The organism is Phenylobacterium conjunctum, assembly GCF_042679085.1.
Classification (GTDB): domain Bacteria; phylum Pseudomonadota; class Alphaproteobacteria; order Caulobacterales; family Caulobacteraceae; genus Phenylobacterium; species Phenylobacterium conjunctum.
Map to the genome: position 1 here is coordinate 1 of NZ_JBHTLQ010000064.1, position 16,403 is coordinate 16,403.

Sequence of the window (16,403 nt, forward strand, 5' to 3'; positions counted from 1 at the left end):
CGCCGCGCGCCGCCTGGGCCAGCCCCAGCTCATGCCAACCCGCCGCCCACTGCGGCTGGGCCGTGGTCAGGTCGGCCAGGATCGCCTGCGCGCCCGCCGGATCGCCCTGCAGCCGCCGCGCCTGGCCCGCCAGCAACAGGGCCTCGGGATGGCCGGGAACCGCCTTCAGGATCTCCCCGGCCTGGGCCTCGGCGAGGTCCGGTCGCTGGCTCATCAGCTGGCGCGCGTGGGCGATGGCCGTGGCGACCGCGCCGGTCGGCTCACTCATGCGGCGGCCCCGGCGGTCAGCGCCAGGATGGCGAAGCTCGCCAGCCAGTGCTCGCCCATATAGTCGCCGGCCACATGCGGCAGGCTGGCGGCCAGGTGCCGCTCCGCCGCCGCCAGGGCCACGGGCCGCACGGGATCCTCGGCGTCCAAGGCGGCGGCGATATTGCGCCAGCACCAGGCGCGGCTGAGGTTCAGGCCGTCCAGGTGAGCGATCTTGCCGTCGCTGCGGTCACTGACCCGCGCCGGCGCGAACAGGGTCGCCGGCTGTTCCTGGGCCGCTTGGGGCAGGAAAGCTGCGAACCAGCTACGGAACTCAGGCCCCGGCAACAGGCGTCGCATGCACTCGGCCTCCATCAGGGCCGGTGACAGGAAATCGTCCCCTGACGGCTCCCAGGCCTGGCAGCCCTGGTCGGCGCCGTACCAGGCCCGCGCCTTGGTCTTGAACAGGTCGGCCAGGGCGGCGTCCTTCGCCGCCACCGCATAGTCCTGCGCCAAGGCCAGGGCGAAGCCGGTGGAGGAATGCACCCCGGTACGGATCGGATAGTCGGCCCGGGGCAGGAAGTCCTTGAACCGGTCGGCGAAGGCCTCGGCCAGGGGCGCCAGCCGCCCGGCCCAGGGCGCATCGCCATGGGCGATCAGCTCGGCCTGCAGCTTCAGGAGCCAGCCCCAGCCATAGGGCCGCTCGAACCCGCGCGACGACGGCCGCGACACATAGGCGAGTTCCCCCGCGACATTGGCCTCCGTGAAGGCCTCGACGAACAGGGCGTCGATCGCCGACGCCTCCGCCATGTCCGGGAATAGCCGCCGCACGGTGGCCAGCGTCCAGTAGCCGTGGACACAGGAGTGCCAGTCGAAGCTGCCAAAGAAGATCGGATGCGCCGCGCGCGGGTCCGAATGGTCGCCGGGCCCCGCATGGACATGGTCGCGCTTGTAGGGGAAGGGCCGCGTCACATGGCCCAGCGCGATGCGGGCGAACTGGGACGCCAACTGCGGCGTCAGCTCAGCGGAAAGCGAGGACATACATCAGCACCATATTGATCAGCAGCATCGGCGCGGCCGTCGGAATCTGGGCGCGGATCACGCCATAGCGGTCCTTCAGCTCCAGCAGCCGCGCCGGCACCACGTTGAAGTTGGCCGCCAGCGGCGTCATCAGGGTCCCGCAGAACCCTGACAGCATGCCGATGGCGCAGATCACCGCCGGGTCGCCGTGGAACTTGCCGATCAGGAACGGCAAGGCCACGCCGGCCGTCATCACCGGAAAGGCCGCAAAGGCGTTGCCCATGACGATGGTGAAGCCGGCCATGCCCAGGCAATAGACCGCCACCGCCGCCAGCTTAGCGTCCATGGGGATCCAGGTGGTGACCAGGTCGCCCACCGCCTTGCCCACCCCCGCCAGGGCGAACACCGCTCCCAGGGCCGCAAGCATCTGGGGCAGCAGCGCCGCCCACCCCACCGTGTCCATCAGCCGCCGCCCCTCCTGCAGGGGCGACATCAGGGGCTGGCGCAACAGGACCAGCGCGATCCCGGTCGCCAGCACCGCCGCCAGGGCCAGGGAGATCAGGGTCGCCTGCTTCGGATCAAGCAGGGGATGGCCGCCGACCACCACCGGCTTCAGCACCAGGGTCCCGAACAGCACCACCGCCGGAATGGCGAGCGCTGGCACGAACAGCTTGTTCCCCAGCAGCCGCGCGCTCTCCGCCTTCTGGGCGGGCGTCGGCCCCTCCGGCGCGCCCTGGCCCAGCTTGCCCAGGCCCGCATTGGCCGCCAGCGCCAGCACCAGCAGACCGTTGCCGAAGTCGCCAAGCCGGTCGCCGGCCAGGAAGCTCAAGGCGAACAGGCCCCAGAACAGGCCGTTGCGCCAGCGCTTCGGATTGGCGCCGTCGCGCACGCTCAGCACCGCATAGGCGGCGTAGATCAGGCCGGCCAGGCCATAGACAACGGGAAGCCCGATCATGCGCGGCCTCCCCGCAGGCGTCGTCCGAACAGGATCAGCCGCGCCCCATGCACCAGGAAGGCGGCGATGGCGCTGGGGATGGCCCAGACCGACAGGTGCAGGGGCTCGATGGTGATGCCGTTCTGGTCCAGGAACCCGACCATCAGCAGGATCGAGCCGATGGCCAGGAAGATGTCCTCGCCGAAGAACAGGCCGATGTTGTCGGTGGCGGCCGAGACCGCCTTGATCTCCTGAACCTCGTCCTCGGTCAGCGGCGGGCCGTCACCTTCCGCGGCCGCCTCCGCCATGGGCGCCACCAAGGGCCGCACCGTCTGGGCCTGGCCGGCGATGGAGGTCAGGCCGAGGGCGGCGGTCAGCTGCCGGAACAGGAGATAGCCGATCAGCAGCCTGGGCAAGGTCACAGCCCGGAACCCAGCAATCAGGCCGCGCGCCCGCTCCTGCAGGCCGGCCCGCTCCAGCACCCCGATCACGGGCAGGATCAGCCAGGCGACACTGACATAGCGGTTCTCGTTGAACGCCTTGCCGAAGGCCGAGATGACGTCCGGCAGCGAGTGGCCCGCCAGCATGCCGGAGATCAGGGCCGAGGCCACCACCACCAGGAGCGGGTTCAGCCCGACGGCGAACCCCGCGACCACCACCAGGACGCCCAAGAGCACAAGCATGTCGACCCCGACCTCCGAGAAGCGACCACTCTAGCCGAGTTTCTGGCGCCCCGACCAAGCGGTTTGCGCGCGCCCCGGCGCGGTCTATGCAACGGCGATGGCCCGAGGGGAGACGGCGGCATGACGGTGGCGGTTCTGCAGGCGCGGATGAGCTCCAGCCGGCTTCCCGGCAAGGTGATGCGGCCGATCCTGGGCCAGCCGATGATCGCCCTGCAGATCGAGCGGGTGCGCAGGTCCCGGCGCCTGGCAGAGGTGGTGGTGGCCACCAGCATCGACCCGTCCGACGATCCCCTGGCCGACTTCCTGTCGAGCATCGGCGTGCGGGTGGTGCGCGGGCCTCTGGACGACGTGCTGGGCCGCTTCATCGCGGTGATCGACACCCTGGGCCTGACCGGCGATCTGGTGCGTCTGACCGCGGACTGCCCGCTGGCGGACCCGGAGGTCATCGACGCCTGCATCGACCTGCGGAAGCAAGGCGGGTTCGACTACGCCTCGAACGGGCGCCTGCGCACCTATCCCCGCGGCCTGGATGTCGAGGTGTTCCGCATTCAAGCCCTGCAGCAGGCCGCCCGCGAAACCAACGCCCCCTACGACCGGGAGCATGTGACCCCCTGGCTCTATCGGCCGGGGTCGCCGTTCAGCCAGGGCGAGCTGGTCCAGGAGATCGACGAAAGCCCCCTGCGCTGGACCGTCGACCTGCCCGCCGACTTCGAGTTCGTGCGCCGAGTCTATGAAACCCTGTACCCGGCCAACCCGACCTTCACCTCCGACGACATCCGCGCCCTGCCCTTCGCCTGGCGCGAAGCCGACGTGGAAGGCTAGTCCGCGATAAGGTCCCAGGCGAGCGGCGTCCCCTTCGGCGCGGCGCGCGAGGCCCGCTTGCCCAGCACCGCGTCCAGGTGCTTGGGCGCCATGCCGAAGCCGGGGCGCACGGAGCGCACGTTCTGCGCCGTCAGCACCTCACCCGCGGCCACGTCCTCAGCGATGTAGAGCGAACGCCGGTGATCGCGGCTGGAGATCTCGGCCGGGGTCGGTCCATAGCGGATCTCGCCCAGGGCCTCGGCCGCCGCCCGGCAGTCGGCCACCAGCCGCGCGAGTTCATCCGGCTCCAGCGAAAACGCAGAATCCACCCCGCCCTCGGCCCGGCTCAGGCAGAAGTGCTTCTCGATGAAACAGGCGCCCAGGGCCACAGCCGCCACCGAGGCCGCCGTGCCCATGGTGTGGTCGGACAGCCCGGCCAGGACGTCGAACTTGGCCGCCAGATGCGGCAGGGTCACAAGGTTCATGCTCGACATCGGCGCCGGGTAGGCGCTGGTGCAATGGAGCAGGATCAGGCCGCTTGCGCCCGCATCCTTGGCCGCCGCGACGGCGTCGCCGATCTCCTCCTCGGTCGCCAGGCCCGTGGACATCACCAACGGCTTGCCGGTCGCCGCACAGCGCCGGATCAGCGGGATATCCACCAGTTCGAAGCTGGCGATCTTGTAGGCCGGCGCGTCCAGGCTCTCGAGCAGGTCCACCGCCGTGAAGTCGAAGGGCGAGGAGAAGATCTGGATGCCGATGTCGCGCGCATGCCGGAACAGCGCCTCGTGCCAGGCCCAAGGCGTGTGCGCCTCCACATAGAGGTCATAGAGCCTGCGCCCGTCCCACAGGCCGCCCTCGACCCGAAAGCCGGGGCCGTCGACGTCCAGGGTGATGGTGTCGGCGGTATAGGTCTGCAGCTTCACCGCATCGGCGCCCGAGGCCTTGGCGGCGTCGATCAGGGCGATGGCCCGGCCGATGTCGCCATTGTGGTTCCCCGACATCTCGGCGACGACATAGGGCGGACGGCCCGGCCCGATCTCCCGGTCCCCGATCTTCACGGCGTCCTTGGTCATGACACGGTCTCCAGTCGGCGAATAAGGGGCGCGGCGGCGACGAAGCTGTCGGCCTCCGCGTCGGCGGTCAGGTTGGGGAAGGTCTCGGCCGCGAACCGCCCGGTCCGCACCCGCAGCGACCTCAGGCCCGCCGCCTGCGCCGCCGCCATGTCGTGGCCGGGGTTGTCACCGACCACCAGGGTCTCGGCCGGCGTCCCGCCCAGCTGTTCCATGGCCTTCAGATAGGGACGCGGGTCGGGCTTCGGCCAGCCCAGCTCCCAGCAATAGACCACAGTCTCGACCAGGGCCTCGACGCCCAGGGCTTCCACCTTGCGCCGCTGCATCAGGCCAAGCCCGTCGGTGACGATGGCCAGGCGGTGATCCTGAGCCAGGTCCGCCAGGGCCTCGCGCACCCCCGGCCACAGGCGGATCGCCGGGCGATGGTCGCGATAAGCCTCCACCAGGCCCTTGATCAGGTCGGGCTGAGGGGCGACGCCCAAGCGCTCCAGGGCCACATCAAACACCTTGCCCCGGCCGTTGCGGGCCAGTTCCTCCAGCATCAGCGCCTCGACCTCGGGAACGGGCGCCCCGGCCAGCCCCGCTATCTCCCGCGCCACCGCCGCCATGCCCGAGCGGACATAGCTCGCCTCGTCGTAGAGCGTATCGTCCAGGTCGATCAGCAGGGCGCGCGCCATGCTCAGGCCCCGCCCGGCCAGTCGGCCTTGACCAGCTGGTCCTGGCTGTAGCGCAGCATGATCAGGCCATGCTGGATCGGCCGCGGCTCCCGGGCGGCGGCGGCCTCGCCGGCCGCCATCATCACCAGCCGCTCCGGCGAGGCCAGGCCCGCCTGGATCGACAGGTTGGAGGCGCCGCCGAACCGCGGATTGACCTCGATGAACAGGGGATCTCCCACGCCGTCCCAGAAGGCCTGAACCACATTGTGGCCGACCAGCCGCAAGCCCGCGCAGAGCTTCAGCGCCGCCTCGGTCAAGGCGGGCGCATCCTCCACCCGCGACTTCACCGCCTCGCCGGCCCGCACCTGAAGGCGGCTTCGCGCCACCGCCTGTAGGGGCGCGCCGTCCAGGTCCATCAGCACGTCGATGCTGTACTCGGGCCAAGAGCAGAAGGCCTGGACCAGCATGTCCACCCCCTGGGGCGTCCAGTCCGCGGCCTCGATCCGCCGCGCGCCACGCCCGCCCGCGCCCGCGACCGGCCGCACGAACACTGGAAAGGCCTCGGGCGTCTCGCCCGGCCCATAGGTCTTCGGCGTCTTGAGACCCAGACGCGCACAGGCCGTCCCGAAGCGGCGCTTGTCCGCGCACTCGGCCAGGGCCTCGGCGTCCGGAACCAGAACCGTCACACCCTCGCCCGCCAGCCGTGCTTTCAGCCCCGCCAGCGCCGCCAGCTCGCCGTCCCGCGTCGGAACCACCAGACCAATCTGATGCTCACGGCAGGCTCTCGACAGCGCCTCGCCGAACCCCGGATCATCCGTCCGCGGCAAGCTCACCGTCGCGTCAGCGAAGACCAGCCCGGCGCTGTCGCGCTCCAGGTCCGCCGCCAGCACCCGCCCCTTCAGCGGCGCGACCGCGGCCTTGAAGGCCTGGACCAGCAGGACCTTGGCCGCCACGCTGAGGATCAGGACGTTCATCGGACCCTAGCCGGCCACCCGGGCGTAGAGCACCTGGTTCCGCCCGATCCCCGCCTGGACGCAGCCGCGCCGGAAGGCCACCACGCCCTCCACCCCGCGCTCGCGCCACAGGCCCATCTCAAAGGCGATGCGGACGAAGTGGCAGTTCCGGCCCAGCGGCCGGTCGCGCATGTAGTTGGTGTCGGGGTTCAGCAGGAACAGGTCGACCGGGAACTCCGACAGGTGGTCGGTCACGCTCCAGCCGGTGGCCGCCATCGCCTTGGGCAGGGTGTCGGTGTTGAAGTAATTCAGGTGGTCGGGCGCGGCGACCCAGAACATCGGGTCCGCATGGCCGCGCCGGACGATCTCGGCCTGGAGCCAGGAATTGTCGTTGGGCACGGCGATCCGCACCAGGCCGTCCGGCCGCATCAGGGCGTGCAGGCGCGTCAACAGGCCCACCGGGTCGATCACGTGCTCCAGCACGTTGTTGCAGATCACCAGGTCGTACTGGTCGCCCCGGGCAATGGCCTGGTCCAGCAGCTCGAAGGCGTCGCCCAGCATGAGCTTGTCGGCCAGGCGGGGGAAGAAGGCCTGCAGGCCGTCATCGGTGAAGTCCATGCCCACCACCTCCCAGCCGCGGCTGGCGAAGTAGTCCAGGGAGAAGCCCTCGCCGACACCAACCTCCAGCATCCGGCCAGGCGGGCGGCCCCAGATGTGCTCAGTCTCGGCGGGCTGCAGCCGCTTATGCTCCAGCTCCTCGGCCGTGTAGCCGTGGGCATAGGGCGTCTGGCCATGGTCGGCGCCGAAGTACTTGTCGCGATAATAGGCGGCGAGCGCGTCCGGCGTCGGACGCGGCTCATATTCGAGATGCCCCTCGGGCCTTTCGACCAGCTTGAACTCCACCTCGCCCTCCTGCGCCGTGCCGGGGAACGGTGGCGCAGGCGGGTAAAGGCGGCATTAACCTTCTACCCGCGTGCGCGAACGCCGCAGGCGGAAGCTTCAGCGCAGGCCGGCGTTGATCCGGTCCAGCGCCGCCTGGCCCGGCGTCAGTTCCTTCTCGGTCAGGCTGTTCAGCGGAACATCCACCGTATCCAGGGCCTCGTGCAGATCGTGCGCCGCCGGGTCCACATAGAGCAGGCCGGTGACGATCTCGCCCGCCGCCTGGCGCTGGGCCAGGTAGCCCATGGCCGCGATCCGGTCGGTGGGATCGTAGTGCTCGGCGAGCTTATGCAGGGACAGGACCGAGCCGTCATGCTGGGTGACCTGCACCGTCGAGCCCGGCGCGTAGTCGACGTTGATCGGCTGGCGGGCCAGGACCATGTCGAGCTTGTTCACGCTCTCATTGTGCTCGCGCACATAGTCGTAGCTCTTGGTCGAGCCCGAGTGATTGTTGAACTGCACGCACGGGCTGATCGTGTCGATAAAGGCCGCACCCTTGTGGCTGAGCGCCGCCTTGATCAGCGGCACCAGCTGGGCCTTGTCGCCCGAGAACGACCGGGCCACGAAGGTCGCGCCCAGTTGCAGGGCGACGCTGACCAGGTCGATGGCCGAGTCGTGGTTGACCACGCCCTTCTTCGACTTCGAGCCCTTGTCCGAGGTGGCGGAGAACTGGCCCTTGGTCAGGCCGTACACCCCGTTGTTCTCGACGATGTAGGTCATGTTCACCCCGCGCCGGATGGCGTGGGCGAACTGGCCGAAACCGATGGAGGCTGAGTCCCCGTCGCCGGAGACGCCCAGATAGATCAGCTCGCGGTTGGCCATGTTGGCGCCGGTCAGCACCGAGGGCATTCGCCCGTGCACGGTGTTGAAGCCGTGGGAGTTGCCCAGGAAGTAGTCCGGCGTCTTCGACGAGCAGCCGATCCCCGACAGCTTGGCCAGCCGGTGCGGCGGCAAGTCCAGCTCGTAGCAGGCCTGGATGATGGCCGAGGAGATCGAGTCGTGGCCGCAGCCGGCGCACAGCGTCGAGACCGAGCCCTCATAGTCGCGGCGGGTGTAGCCGAGCGCGTTGGGCGTCAGGCTCGGGTGATGCAGCCGGGGCTTGGCGAGATAGGTCATTCGGCGGCCTCCGGAACGGCGCGGGTCCCGGTCGGATCGACCAGGCCCAGGCGGGCGCCGATGGCGCCGACGATAAAGCGGGCGGTGATCGGCGTGCCGTCATAGTGCAGCACCTTCACCAGCTTGGCCGGATCGACCTCGCCCTCGTTGATCAAGAGGGTCCGCAGCTGGGCGTCGCGGTTCTGCTCCACCACGAACACCCGGTCATGGGCGGCGATGAAGTCAAAGACCTCCTGGGCGAAGGGGAAGCCCCGCACCCGCAGGGCGTCCATGTGGGCGCCGTCGCGTTCCAGGATGCCCAGGGCCTCGTCCATGGCCGGCGCCGTGGAGCCGAAATAGATCACCCCGTCGCGGGTCGCCGCCTTGGCCTTGCGCACCACTGGGGCCGGCACCAGGGTCGCGGCGGTGGCGAACTTGCGCAGCAGCCGCTCCATGTTGTCGACATAGACCGCGCCCTCCTCGCTGTAGCGGGCGAAGGGATTGCGCGAGGTGCCGCGGGTGAAATAGCCGCCCTTGGTCGGGTGGGTGCCTGGATAGGTCCGGTACGGAATGCCGTCCCCATCCACTTCCAGGTAGCGGCCGAAGGTCTTGCCGGCCTCCAGGTCCTCATAGGTCATGACCTTGCCGCGATCGAGCTTGCGGCTGTCATCCCACTTGAAGGGCTCGGTCAGCCACTCCTGCATGCCGATATCGAGGTCGAGCATGACGAAGACGGTGGTCTGCAGGCGGTCGGCTAGGTCGAAGGCCAACGCCCCCATCTCGAAGCATTCGCCCGGATCCATGGGCAGCAGCATCGGGTGCTTGGTGTCCCCATGGCCCGAATAGGCCGCGCCCAGCAGATCGGCCTGCTGTGTCCGGGTCGGCATGCCGGTGGACGGCCCGCCGCGCTGGACATCGAAGATCACCGCCGGGATTTCAGCGAAGTAGGACAGGCCCACGAACTCGGTCATCAGCGAGACGCCGGGACCTGAGGTGGCGGTAAAGGCCCGCGCCCCATTCCAGCCCGCGCCCACCACCATGCCGATGGAGGCGATCTCGTCCTCGGCCTGGACGATGGCGTAGCGCGCCTTGCCGGTCTCAGGATCGGTGCGCAGTTCTTCGCAATAGCTGGTGAAGGCCTCGGCGAGCGAGGTCGAGGGCGTGATCGGATACCAGGCGCAGACGGTCGCCCCGCCATAGACGGCGCCCAGGGCCGCGGCCTGGTTGCCTTCCACGAAGATCCTGTCGCCCACGCCGTCGGCGCGGCGAACCTGCAGGCCCAGCGGCTTCAGGTGCTCGCGGACATAGTCCCGGCCCATGTGCAGGGCCTCGACATTGGCCTTGATCAGCCGCTCCTTGCCCTGGAACTGTTCGGCCAGTAGGGCCTCGATCACCTCAAGCTCAATGCCCAGCAGGGCGGCCAGCGCCCCGACATAGATGATGTTCTTGAACAGCTGGCGCTCGCGCGGCACCGAGTAGCGCGCATTGCACATGGCGGTCAGGGGCACGCCCACCACCGTGATGTCGGGGCGGAACTTCGCCTCCGGCATGGCCTTGGTGCTGTCGTAGAACAGATAGCCGCCGGGCTCGATCTCGGCGATGTCCTTGTCCCAGGTCTGCGGGTTCATCGCCACCATCAGGTCGACGCCGCCGCGCCGGCCCAGATGGCCCTCGCCCGTGACCCGCACCTCGAACCAGGTCGGCAGGCCCTGGATGTTGGAGGGGAAGATGTTGCGCGCCGCCACCGGCACGCCCATGCGCAGCACCGACTTGGCGAACATGGAGTTGGCGCTCGCCGACCCCGAGCCGTTCACATTGGCGAACTTGACGACGAAGTCGTTTACGGCGGTCAGCGGGCTTGGCATGCGCCGCCTCCCACGTCGTTGGCGTGGCTCATTTCCAGCGTGAACCTTTGCATGTCCCAGGCGCCCGTCGGGCACCGCTCGGCGCACAGCCCGCAGTGCAGGCAGACGTCCTCGTCCTTGACCATCACCCGGCCTGTCTTCAGCGCGTCGGAGACCATGATGGCCTGCTCGACATTGAGCGCCGGGGCCTTGAGGCGGGCCCGCAGGTCCTCCTCCTCCCCGTTGTCGGTGAAGGTGATACAGTCGGTCGGGCAGATATCGACGCAGGCGTCGCACTCGATGCACAGGGGCTCGGCGAACACCGTCTGCACGTCGCAGTTCAAGCAGCGTTGGGCCTCGGCGAAGCCCAGCCGGTCGTCAAAGCCCAGCTCCACCTCGACCCGGATATCCTTCAGGGCCTCGGCCTTGTCGCGCATGGGCACGACATGGCGGCGGTCATTGGAGATGTCGTTGTCGTAGGACCACTCGTGGATGCCCATCTTCTGGCTGATCAGGGTGGTCATGGGCGCCGGGCGCTCGGCCACATCCTTGCCCTGGCACCACTTGTCGATGGAGATCGCCGCCTCATGGCCCTGGGCCACGGCCCAGATGATGTTCTTCGGACCAAAGGCCGCGTCGCCGCCGAAGAACACGCCGGGCCTCGTCGACTGGAAGGTCACCGGATCGACCTTGGGCATGTCCCATTCGTCGAAAGCCAGGCCCAAGTCGCGCTCGATCCAGGGGAAGGCGTTTTCCTGGCCGACGGCCACCAGCACGTCGTCACATTCGAAGTGCTTGTCCGGATTGCCGGTGGGCAGCAGCTTGCGCCGGCCCTTCTCGTCATAAACCGCCTCGACCTCTTCGAAGAGCACGCCGGTCAGCTTGCCGTCCTTGTGGGTGAATTCCTTGGGCACCAGGAAGTTGAGGATCGGGATGTCCTCGTGGAGGGCGTCCTCCTTCTCCCAGGGGCTGGCCTTCATCTCGTCGAAGCCGGAGCGGACGATGACCTTCACGTCCTCGCCGCCCAGGCGGCGCGAGGTGCGGCAGCAGTCCATGGCGGTATTGCCGCCGCCCAGCACGATCACCCGCCGACCGATCTTGTCGATGTGGCCGAAGGAGACGTTGGACAGCCAGTCGATGCCGATATGGATGTTGGCGGCGGCCTCCTGGCGGCCCGGCAGGTCCAGGTCGCGGCCGCGGGGCGCGCCGGTGCCGATGAAGACCGCGTCGTGGCCCTCATCAAGCAGAGCCTTCAGGCTGTCGACCGACTGACCCAGGCGCATTTCCAGGCCCAGGCCCTCGATATAGCCGGTCTCCTCGTCGATCACTTCTTCCGGCAGGCGGAAGCGCGGGATCTGGCTACGGATCATGCCGCCGCTCTTGGCCTCGCGGTCATAGACCACGACCTTGTAGCCCAGCGGGGCGAGGTCGCGGGCCACGGTCATGGCCGCGGGCCCGGCGCCCACCAAGGCCACCGACTTGCCGTTCGGCGCAGCGACGCTGGGCAGGCGGGCGCTGATGTCGCCCTTATTGTCGGCGGCCACCCGCTTCAGGCGGCAGATGGCGACGGGCTCGTCCTCCACCCGGCCGCGCCGGCAGGCGGGCTCGCAGGGGCGGTCACAGGTCCGCCCGAGAATGCCGGGGAAGACGTTGGACTTCCAATTGACCATGTAGGCGTCCGAGTACCGGCCATCGGCGATCAGGCGGATGTACTCGGGGACGGGGGTATGGGCCGGACAGGCCCACTGGCAGTCCACGACCTTATGGAAATAGTCGGGACCCTCGGTACTGGTGCGCTGCAAATCCACTCCTCCCGGGCGCTCTATCCCCGGGACCGCTGAACCGAACGCAAGGAGCCTCTTTTCGGGCCCTCATCCGACATTCGCGCGCGCCCCGACGCGGCGTTGGCGGCAGTAAAGTCCCGAATGCCGCCCGCGCCAACCCGAATTCGTACAGATGTTTGAGTCTCGTTGCGGAAGCGGCGTCTGGACTTGGTCCGGCGGATGACTGCACCCTGGAGACTTGGCGGCGGGGGCCGGGGACGGATGCGGATAGTTGTGCTGGGCGCCAGCGGCCTGATCGGCGCGGAGGTCTGCGCCCATCTGCTGGCCTGCGGACACCAGGTCACTGGCGTCGCCCGCCATATCGACCGCGCGATCCGTCGCACGCCTCAGGTCCGCTGGCTGAAGATTGACCTGGCTACGGCCACAGCCGCCGACTGGGCCTCGCCCCTGACGGACGCGGACGCTGTGATCAATTGCGCCGGAGCCCTGCAGGACGGCCCCGCCGACAGCCTGGCCGGCGTCCACCTCGAGGGTCTGACGCGATTGGCCCAGGCCTGTCAGGCGGCGGGCGTCCGCCGGTTCATCCAGATCTCCGCCGCCGGCGTCGAGACCGCGCCCGGCGCCTTCAGCCGCACCAAGGCCGACGGTGATGCGGCGCTGGCGGCCACCGACCTCGACTGGGTGATCCTGCGCCCCGGCCTGGTTCTAGGCCGGGCGGCCTATGGCGGCAGCGCCCTGCTGCGCGCCCTGGCCGCCTTTCCGTTCGTGATGCCAGCGGTTCACGCCCAGGCGGTGACCCAGGTGGTGGCCGCCAGCGACATCGGCCGCCTGGCTGAGGCCCTGCTGGCGCCTGACGCCCCCCGCCGGTTGGTGCTGGAGGTCGGCGCGCCCGAGCCCACTCCCCTCGCCGAGGTGCTGAAGGGGCTTCGCGCCTGGATGGGCCTGAAGCCCGCCCCGGTCCTGGACCTGCCGCCGGTGCTGGCCCGGCTGACCGGCGGGGTCGCAGACGCCCTGGCCTGGCTCGGCTGGAAGAGCCCGATGCGCTCCACCACCCTGGGCCAACTCGCCCACGGGGTCCGCGTTCGGCCCGAACCCCTGCTGGCGGAGATGGGTCTCGCCCCCCGGTCCCTCGCCGACCAGCTGGCCCAGACCCCAGCCGGGGTGCAGGAGCTATGGTTCGCCCGCACCTACCTCTTGAAGCCCCTTCTGCTCGGCGGGCTCAGCCTGTTCTGGATCACCTCGGGCGTCATCGGCGTGATCAGCCAACAACCAGCCGAACATCTGCTGACCAGCGCCGGCTTCCCGCCAGCCCTCGCCAGCCTCGCCGTCCTGGGCGGGGCGGCGGCGGATGTCCTGGTGGGTGGGCTGGCGGCCTTCCGGCGGACGGCGAGGCTCGGCCTGCTCGGCATGATCGGCCTGACCCTGTCCTATGTGGTGGGCGCAGCGATCTGGCGGCCGGACCTCTGGCTCGACCCGCTCGGCCCCATGGTCAAGACCCTGCCCGCGGCGATCCTGGCCCTTGTCGCCCTCGCCATTCTGGAGGACCGATGAGCCTCTATCTGCTGGTCAAGCTCGCCCACATTATCGGCGCCGCCGTCCTGTTCGGAACGGGCGCCGGCATCGCCTTCTTCATGCTGATGGCGCACCGGACCCGCGACCCGGCCCTGATCGCCCATACCGCCGGCGTCGTGGTCCTGGCCGACACCCTGTTCACCGCCACCGCCGTCGCCCTGCAGCCGATCACCGGCCTGACCCTCGCCCACCTGGCGGGATGGGACCTGGGGAGCTTGTGGATCCTGGCCAGCGCCGGGCTCTATGTCGTCACCGGCCTGTGCTGGCTGCCGGTGGTCTGGATCCAGATTCGCCTGCGCGACCTGGCCCGCGCGGCGCACGCGGCCGGGGAACCCCTGCCGCCCGCCTATGACCGCCTGTGGCGAGCCTGGTTTGTGCTGGGGTTTCCGGCCTTTGCGGCGGTGCTGGCCATTCTCTGGCTCATGCTGGCCAAGCCGGCCGGCTGATCCCGGCCGCCAAATTATGGTCAATAAAGCGTGAACGCAGCGTCATCCGGACCGATTCCGCTTGGGGAAAACCCCTGCAGGCCTCAGGGTTTTTAGAGCCTCGCCAGACGAGTCCAGCCTCCAGATACGGGAGCCGCGTCATGTCCAATCCGTTCGAGATCGCCCCGCCGCAGATCGCCGACATCGAGCTGCACGACGCCATTCCCTCGCCCTTCGACGCCTCAGCCGAGGACGACGCCGAGGCGGTCCTGCACGCCGAGATCAACGGTCGCCGCGCCGCGGCCGAGAACCCGGCCGCCCTGCGCCTCGCCCGGGCGCTCTGATCTCCTAGGGTGTCATCCCGGTTTCCGTGAAGCGGAAGACCACACACTCTGACGTCATGGCCGGGCTTGTCCCGGCCACCCATGAACTCCGACTTGCAGGATCAGGCGCGTATGGGTGGCCGGCACAAGGCCGGCCATGACGTTGTGTGGTCAAGGCGCCGTTCTGCGCATCATCACCAGTCCATCATGAGGTCCTTCGTTGACGCCCTCTCGCGGCGGGCGCTGACCTGCGCCATCATCATCCCATGGCCTATTCCTGGACCGCGGGCGCCCGCCACTTTGTCTTTCCCGACCTGAAGACGGTGATGGCCAAGGCCACGCCGCCCCGGTCCGGCGACGCCCTGGCCGGCCTGGCCGCCGAGACCGCCGAGGAGAACGTCGCCGCCAAGCTGGTCCTGGCCGACCTGCCGCTCAAGGCCCTGCTGGCCGAGCCCCTCGTGCCTTACGAGACCGACGAGGTCACGCGGCTCATCTGCGACACCCATGACGCGGACGCCTTCGCCCCTGTCGCCGCCCTGACCGTGGGCGAGTTCCGGGAGTTCCTGCTTTCGGAGACGACCACCGGCGAGGTCCTGACCCGCCTCGCGCCCGGGATCACCCCGGAGATGGCCGCCGCCGTCAGCAAGATCATGCGCAACCAGGACCTGATCACCGTCGCCCGCAAGATCCGGGTGGTCACCCGGTTCCGCAACACCCTGGGCCAGGCCGGCGTCATGGCCGTGCGCCTGCAGCCCAACCACCCGACGGACGATCCGGCCGGCGTCACCGCCGCCATCCTGGACGGCCTGATGTACGGCTGTGGCGACGCGGTGATCGGCATCAATCCGGCCAGCGACAGCCTGGCGGCCGTAGACGGCCTGCTTCGCCTGACCGACGACCTGGTCCGCCGTTTCGAAATCCCCACCCAGACCTGCGTGCTGACCCACGTGACCAGCGCCATCGAGCTGATCGAGCGCGGCGCGCCGGTCGACCTGGTGTTCCAGTCCATCGCAGGCACTGAGGCCGCCAACGCCGGCTTCGGCGTCACCTTGGACCTGCTGGCCGAGGGACGCGACGCCGCCCTGTCCCTGAAGCGCGGCACGGTCGGCGACAACGTCATGTACTTCGAAACCGGCCAGGGCTCGGCCCTGTCGTCGGGCGCCCATCACGGCGTCGACCAGCAGACGATCGAGGCCCGCGCCTATGCGGTGGCCCGCGCCTTCGACCCGCTGCTGGTGAACACGGTCGTCGGCTTTATCGGTCCGGAGTACCTCTACGACGGCAAGGAGATCATCCGCGCCGGTCTGGAAGACCACTTCTGCGGCAAGCTGCTCGGCGCGCCCATGGGGTGCGACGTCTGCTACACGAACCACGCCGAGGCCGATCAGGACGACATGGACAACCTCCTGACCCTGCTGGCGGCGGCGGGGGTGAACTTCATCATGGGCGTGCCCGGCGCGGACGACGTGATGCTGAACTACCAGTCCACCTCGTTCCACGACGCCCTCTATGTCCGCGAGGTCTTCGGCCTGAAGCGCGCCCCGGAGTTCGAGGCCTGGCTGGCCCGGATCGGCGTCACCGGCGAGGGCGGCGCCCTGTTACCCCGCAGCGCCGGCCACCCGCTGCTGGCGGCCGTCTGATGGCCAGGCCCCCTGCCCGAGATCCCTGGACGCATCTTTCGGCCTTCACCCCGGCCCGCATCGCCCTCGGCCGCGCAGGCCCCGGCCAGCCGACCCGCGCCGTCCTCGACTTCGCCCTGTCCCACGCCCAGGCCCGCGACGCGGTCCACACGCCCTTTCAGGCCGAGGCGACGGCGGACGCGATCGAAGCCCTGGGCCTGACCACCGTCCTGGCGGACAGCGCCGCCGCCGACCGAGCCACCTATCTGCGCCGGCCGGATCTGGGCCGGCGGCTGTCAGAGGCGTCGCGGGCGCGCCTGTCGCCGCCGAAGGACGGCTGCGACCTGGCCCTGGTGGTCGCCGATGGGCTGTCGAGCGCCGCGGTCCACGCCCACGCCGCCCCCCTGATCGCGGCCCTGTCGCCCAGGCTCGCCGCCCT

The 16,403-nt window shown here is 69.5% G+C and carries 17 protein-coding genes; 6 read left to right on the top strand and 11 right to left on the bottom strand.

What is annotated here, in order from left to right; all coding sequences use genetic code 11:
• The 4 genes from ACFQ27_RS18350 to ACFQ27_RS18365 all read right to left on the bottom strand — a co-directional run.
• A partial coding sequence (locus ACFQ27_RS18350; protein WP_377354608.1) for a tetratricopeptide repeat protein occupies positions 1 to 268 on the bottom strand: 268 nt, incomplete at its 3' end.
• A complete protein-coding gene (locus tag ACFQ27_RS18355; RefSeq protein ID WP_377354609.1) occupies positions 265 to 1,287 on the bottom strand; it encodes a DUF2891 domain-containing protein in 1,023 nt (340 codons plus the stop codon). The genes ACFQ27_RS18355 and ACFQ27_RS18350, both read right to left, overlap by 4 nt.
• Entirely contained in the window at positions 1,268 to 2,221 is a 954-nt protein-coding gene (locus ACFQ27_RS18360) for a DUF979 domain-containing protein (protein WP_377354610.1), read from the bottom strand. Before ACFQ27_RS18360 ends, ACFQ27_RS18355 begins: the two co-directional genes overlap by 20 nt.
• Entirely contained in the window at positions 2,218 to 2,883 is a 666-nt protein-coding gene (locus ACFQ27_RS18365; protein WP_377354611.1) for a DUF969 domain-containing protein, read from the bottom strand. Before ACFQ27_RS18365 ends, ACFQ27_RS18360 begins: the two co-directional genes overlap by 4 nt.
• A 120-nt stretch (positions 2,884 to 3,003) precedes the next feature.
• On the opposite strand from ACFQ27_RS18365, the gene ACFQ27_RS18370 reads away from it, so the two are divergent.
• Positions 3,004 to 3,705: a cytidylyltransferase domain-containing protein gene (locus ACFQ27_RS18370; protein WP_377354612.1), complete on the top strand. Its 702-nt coding sequence runs from the start codon at positions 3,004 to 3,006 to the stop codon at positions 3,703 to 3,705.
• Here ACFQ27_RS18370 and pseI read toward each other — a convergent pair.
• The 7 genes from pseI to ACFQ27_RS18405 all read right to left on the bottom strand — a co-directional run bounded on the left by pseI (position 3,702) and on the right by ACFQ27_RS18405 (position 12,043).
• A complete protein-coding gene (gene pseI / locus ACFQ27_RS18375; protein WP_374342796.1) occupies positions 3,702 to 4,757 on the bottom strand; it encodes a pseudaminic acid synthase in 1,056 nt (351 codons plus the stop codon). The two genes, ACFQ27_RS18370 and pseI, sit on opposite strands and share 4 nt — an antisense overlap.
• Positions 4,754 to 5,431, bottom strand: coding sequence for an HAD family hydrolase (locus ACFQ27_RS18380; protein WP_377354613.1), 678 nt, complete (start codon positions 5,429 to 5,431; stop codon positions 4,754 to 4,756). Before ACFQ27_RS18380 ends, pseI begins: the two co-directional genes overlap by 4 nt.
• 2 nt (positions 5,432 to 5,433) lie before the next feature.
• The gene (locus ACFQ27_RS18385; RefSeq protein ID WP_377354615.1) at positions 5,434 to 6,384 is read right to left on the bottom strand and encodes an ATP-grasp domain-containing protein; all 951 of its coding nucleotides are present in this window, start codon (positions 6,382 to 6,384) and stop codon (positions 5,434 to 5,436) included.
• 6 nt (positions 6,385 to 6,390) lie between these two features.
• A complete protein-coding gene (locus ACFQ27_RS18390) occupies positions 6,391 to 7,266 on the bottom strand; it encodes a class I SAM-dependent methyltransferase (protein WP_377354616.1) in 876 nt (291 codons plus the stop codon).
• A gap of 96 nt (positions 7,267 to 7,362) precedes the next feature.
• Positions 7,363 to 8,418: a 2-oxoacid:ferredoxin oxidoreductase subunit beta gene (locus ACFQ27_RS18395; protein WP_374342804.1), complete on the bottom strand. Its 1,056-nt coding sequence runs from the start codon at positions 8,416 to 8,418 to the stop codon at positions 7,363 to 7,365.
• Complete coding sequence (locus ACFQ27_RS18400; protein ID WP_377354617.1) at positions 8,415 to 10,262, bottom strand: 2-oxoacid:acceptor oxidoreductase subunit alpha; 1,848 nt, start codon at positions 10,260 to 10,262, stop codon at positions 8,415 to 8,417. The genes ACFQ27_RS18395 and ACFQ27_RS18400 overlap by 4 nt, the downstream gene beginning before the upstream one ends.
• Positions 10,247 to 12,043, bottom strand: coding sequence for an FAD-dependent oxidoreductase (locus tag ACFQ27_RS18405; RefSeq protein ID WP_377354618.1), 1,797 nt, complete (start codon positions 12,041 to 12,043; stop codon positions 10,247 to 10,249). Before ACFQ27_RS18405 ends, ACFQ27_RS18400 begins: the two co-directional genes overlap by 16 nt.
• A 243-nt stretch (positions 12,044 to 12,286) precedes the next feature.
• Between ACFQ27_RS18405 and ACFQ27_RS18410 the strand changes: the two genes are divergently transcribed.
• The 5 genes from ACFQ27_RS18410 to ACFQ27_RS18430 form a co-directional block, all read left to right on the top strand.
• Positions 12,287 to 13,576, top strand: a complete 1,290-nt coding sequence (locus ACFQ27_RS18410) for an SDR family oxidoreductase (protein ID WP_377354619.1) — start codon at positions 12,287 to 12,289, stop codon at positions 13,574 to 13,576.
• The gene (locus tag ACFQ27_RS18415) at positions 13,573 to 14,043 is read left to right on the top strand and encodes a DUF2269 family protein (RefSeq protein WP_377354620.1); all 471 of its coding nucleotides are present in this window, start codon (positions 13,573 to 13,575) and stop codon (positions 14,041 to 14,043) included. The genes ACFQ27_RS18410 and ACFQ27_RS18415 overlap by 4 nt, the downstream gene beginning before the upstream one ends.
• Before the next feature lie 140 nt (positions 14,044 to 14,183).
• Positions 14,184 to 14,366 (top strand): hypothetical protein, encoded by a 183-nt coding sequence (locus tag ACFQ27_RS18420; RefSeq protein WP_374342813.1) that lies wholly within the window; start codon positions 14,184 to 14,186, stop codon positions 14,364 to 14,366.
• A gap of 245 nt (positions 14,367 to 14,611) precedes the next feature.
• On the top strand, positions 14,612 to 15,985 hold the full coding sequence (locus ACFQ27_RS18425) for an ethanolamine ammonia-lyase subunit EutB (protein WP_377354621.1): 1,374 nt from the start codon (positions 14,612 to 14,614) through the stop codon (positions 15,983 to 15,985).
• A partial coding sequence (locus ACFQ27_RS18430) for an ethanolamine ammonia-lyase light chain EutC (protein WP_377354622.1) occupies positions 15,985 to 16,403 on the top strand: 419 nt, incomplete at its 3' end. The genes ACFQ27_RS18425 and ACFQ27_RS18430, both read left to right, overlap by 1 nt.

Coding starts and splice junctions, on each gene's coding strand:
- ACFQ27_RS18355 (WP_377354609.1), bottom strand. CDS start 1,287: ATGTCCTCGCTTTCCGCTGAGCTGACGCCGCAGTTGGCGTCCCAGTTC.
- ACFQ27_RS18360 (WP_377354610.1), bottom strand. CDS start 2,221: ATGATCGGGCTTCCCGTTGTCTATGGCCTGGCCGGCCTGATCTACGCC.
- ACFQ27_RS18365 (WP_377354611.1), bottom strand. CDS start 2,883: ATGCTTGTGCTCTTGGGCGTCCTGGTGGTGGTCGCGGGGTTCGCCGTC.
- ACFQ27_RS18370 (WP_377354612.1), top strand. CDS start 3,004: ATGACGGTGGCGGTTCTGCAGGCGCGGATGAGCTCCAGCCGGCTTCCC.
- pseI (WP_374342796.1), bottom strand. CDS start 4,757: ATGACCAAGGACGCCGTGAAGATCGGGGACCGGGAGATCGGGCCGGGC.
- ACFQ27_RS18380 (WP_377354613.1), bottom strand. CDS start 5,431: ATGGCGCGCGCCCTGCTGATCGACCTGGACGATACGCTCTACGACGAG.
- ACFQ27_RS18385 (WP_377354615.1), bottom strand. CDS start 6,384: ATGAACGTCCTGATCCTCAGCGTGGCGGCCAAGGTCCTGCTGGTCCAG.
- ACFQ27_RS18395 (WP_374342804.1), bottom strand. CDS start 8,418: ATGACCTATCTCGCCAAGCCCCGGCTGCATCACCCGAGCCTGACGCCC.
- ACFQ27_RS18400 (WP_377354617.1), bottom strand. CDS start 10,262: ATGCCAAGCCCGCTGACCGCCGTAAACGACTTCGTCGTCAAGTTCGCC.
- ACFQ27_RS18410 (WP_377354619.1), top strand. CDS start 12,287: ATGCGGATAGTTGTGCTGGGCGCCAGCGGCCTGATCGGCGCGGAGGTC.
- ACFQ27_RS18415 (WP_377354620.1), top strand. CDS start 13,573: ATGAGCCTCTATCTGCTGGTCAAGCTCGCCCACATTATCGGCGCCGCC.
- ACFQ27_RS18420 (WP_374342813.1), top strand. CDS start 14,184: ATGTCCAATCCGTTCGAGATCGCCCCGCCGCAGATCGCCGACATCGAG.
- ACFQ27_RS18425 (WP_377354621.1), top strand. CDS start 14,612: ATGGCCTATTCCTGGACCGCGGGCGCCCGCCACTTTGTCTTTCCCGAC.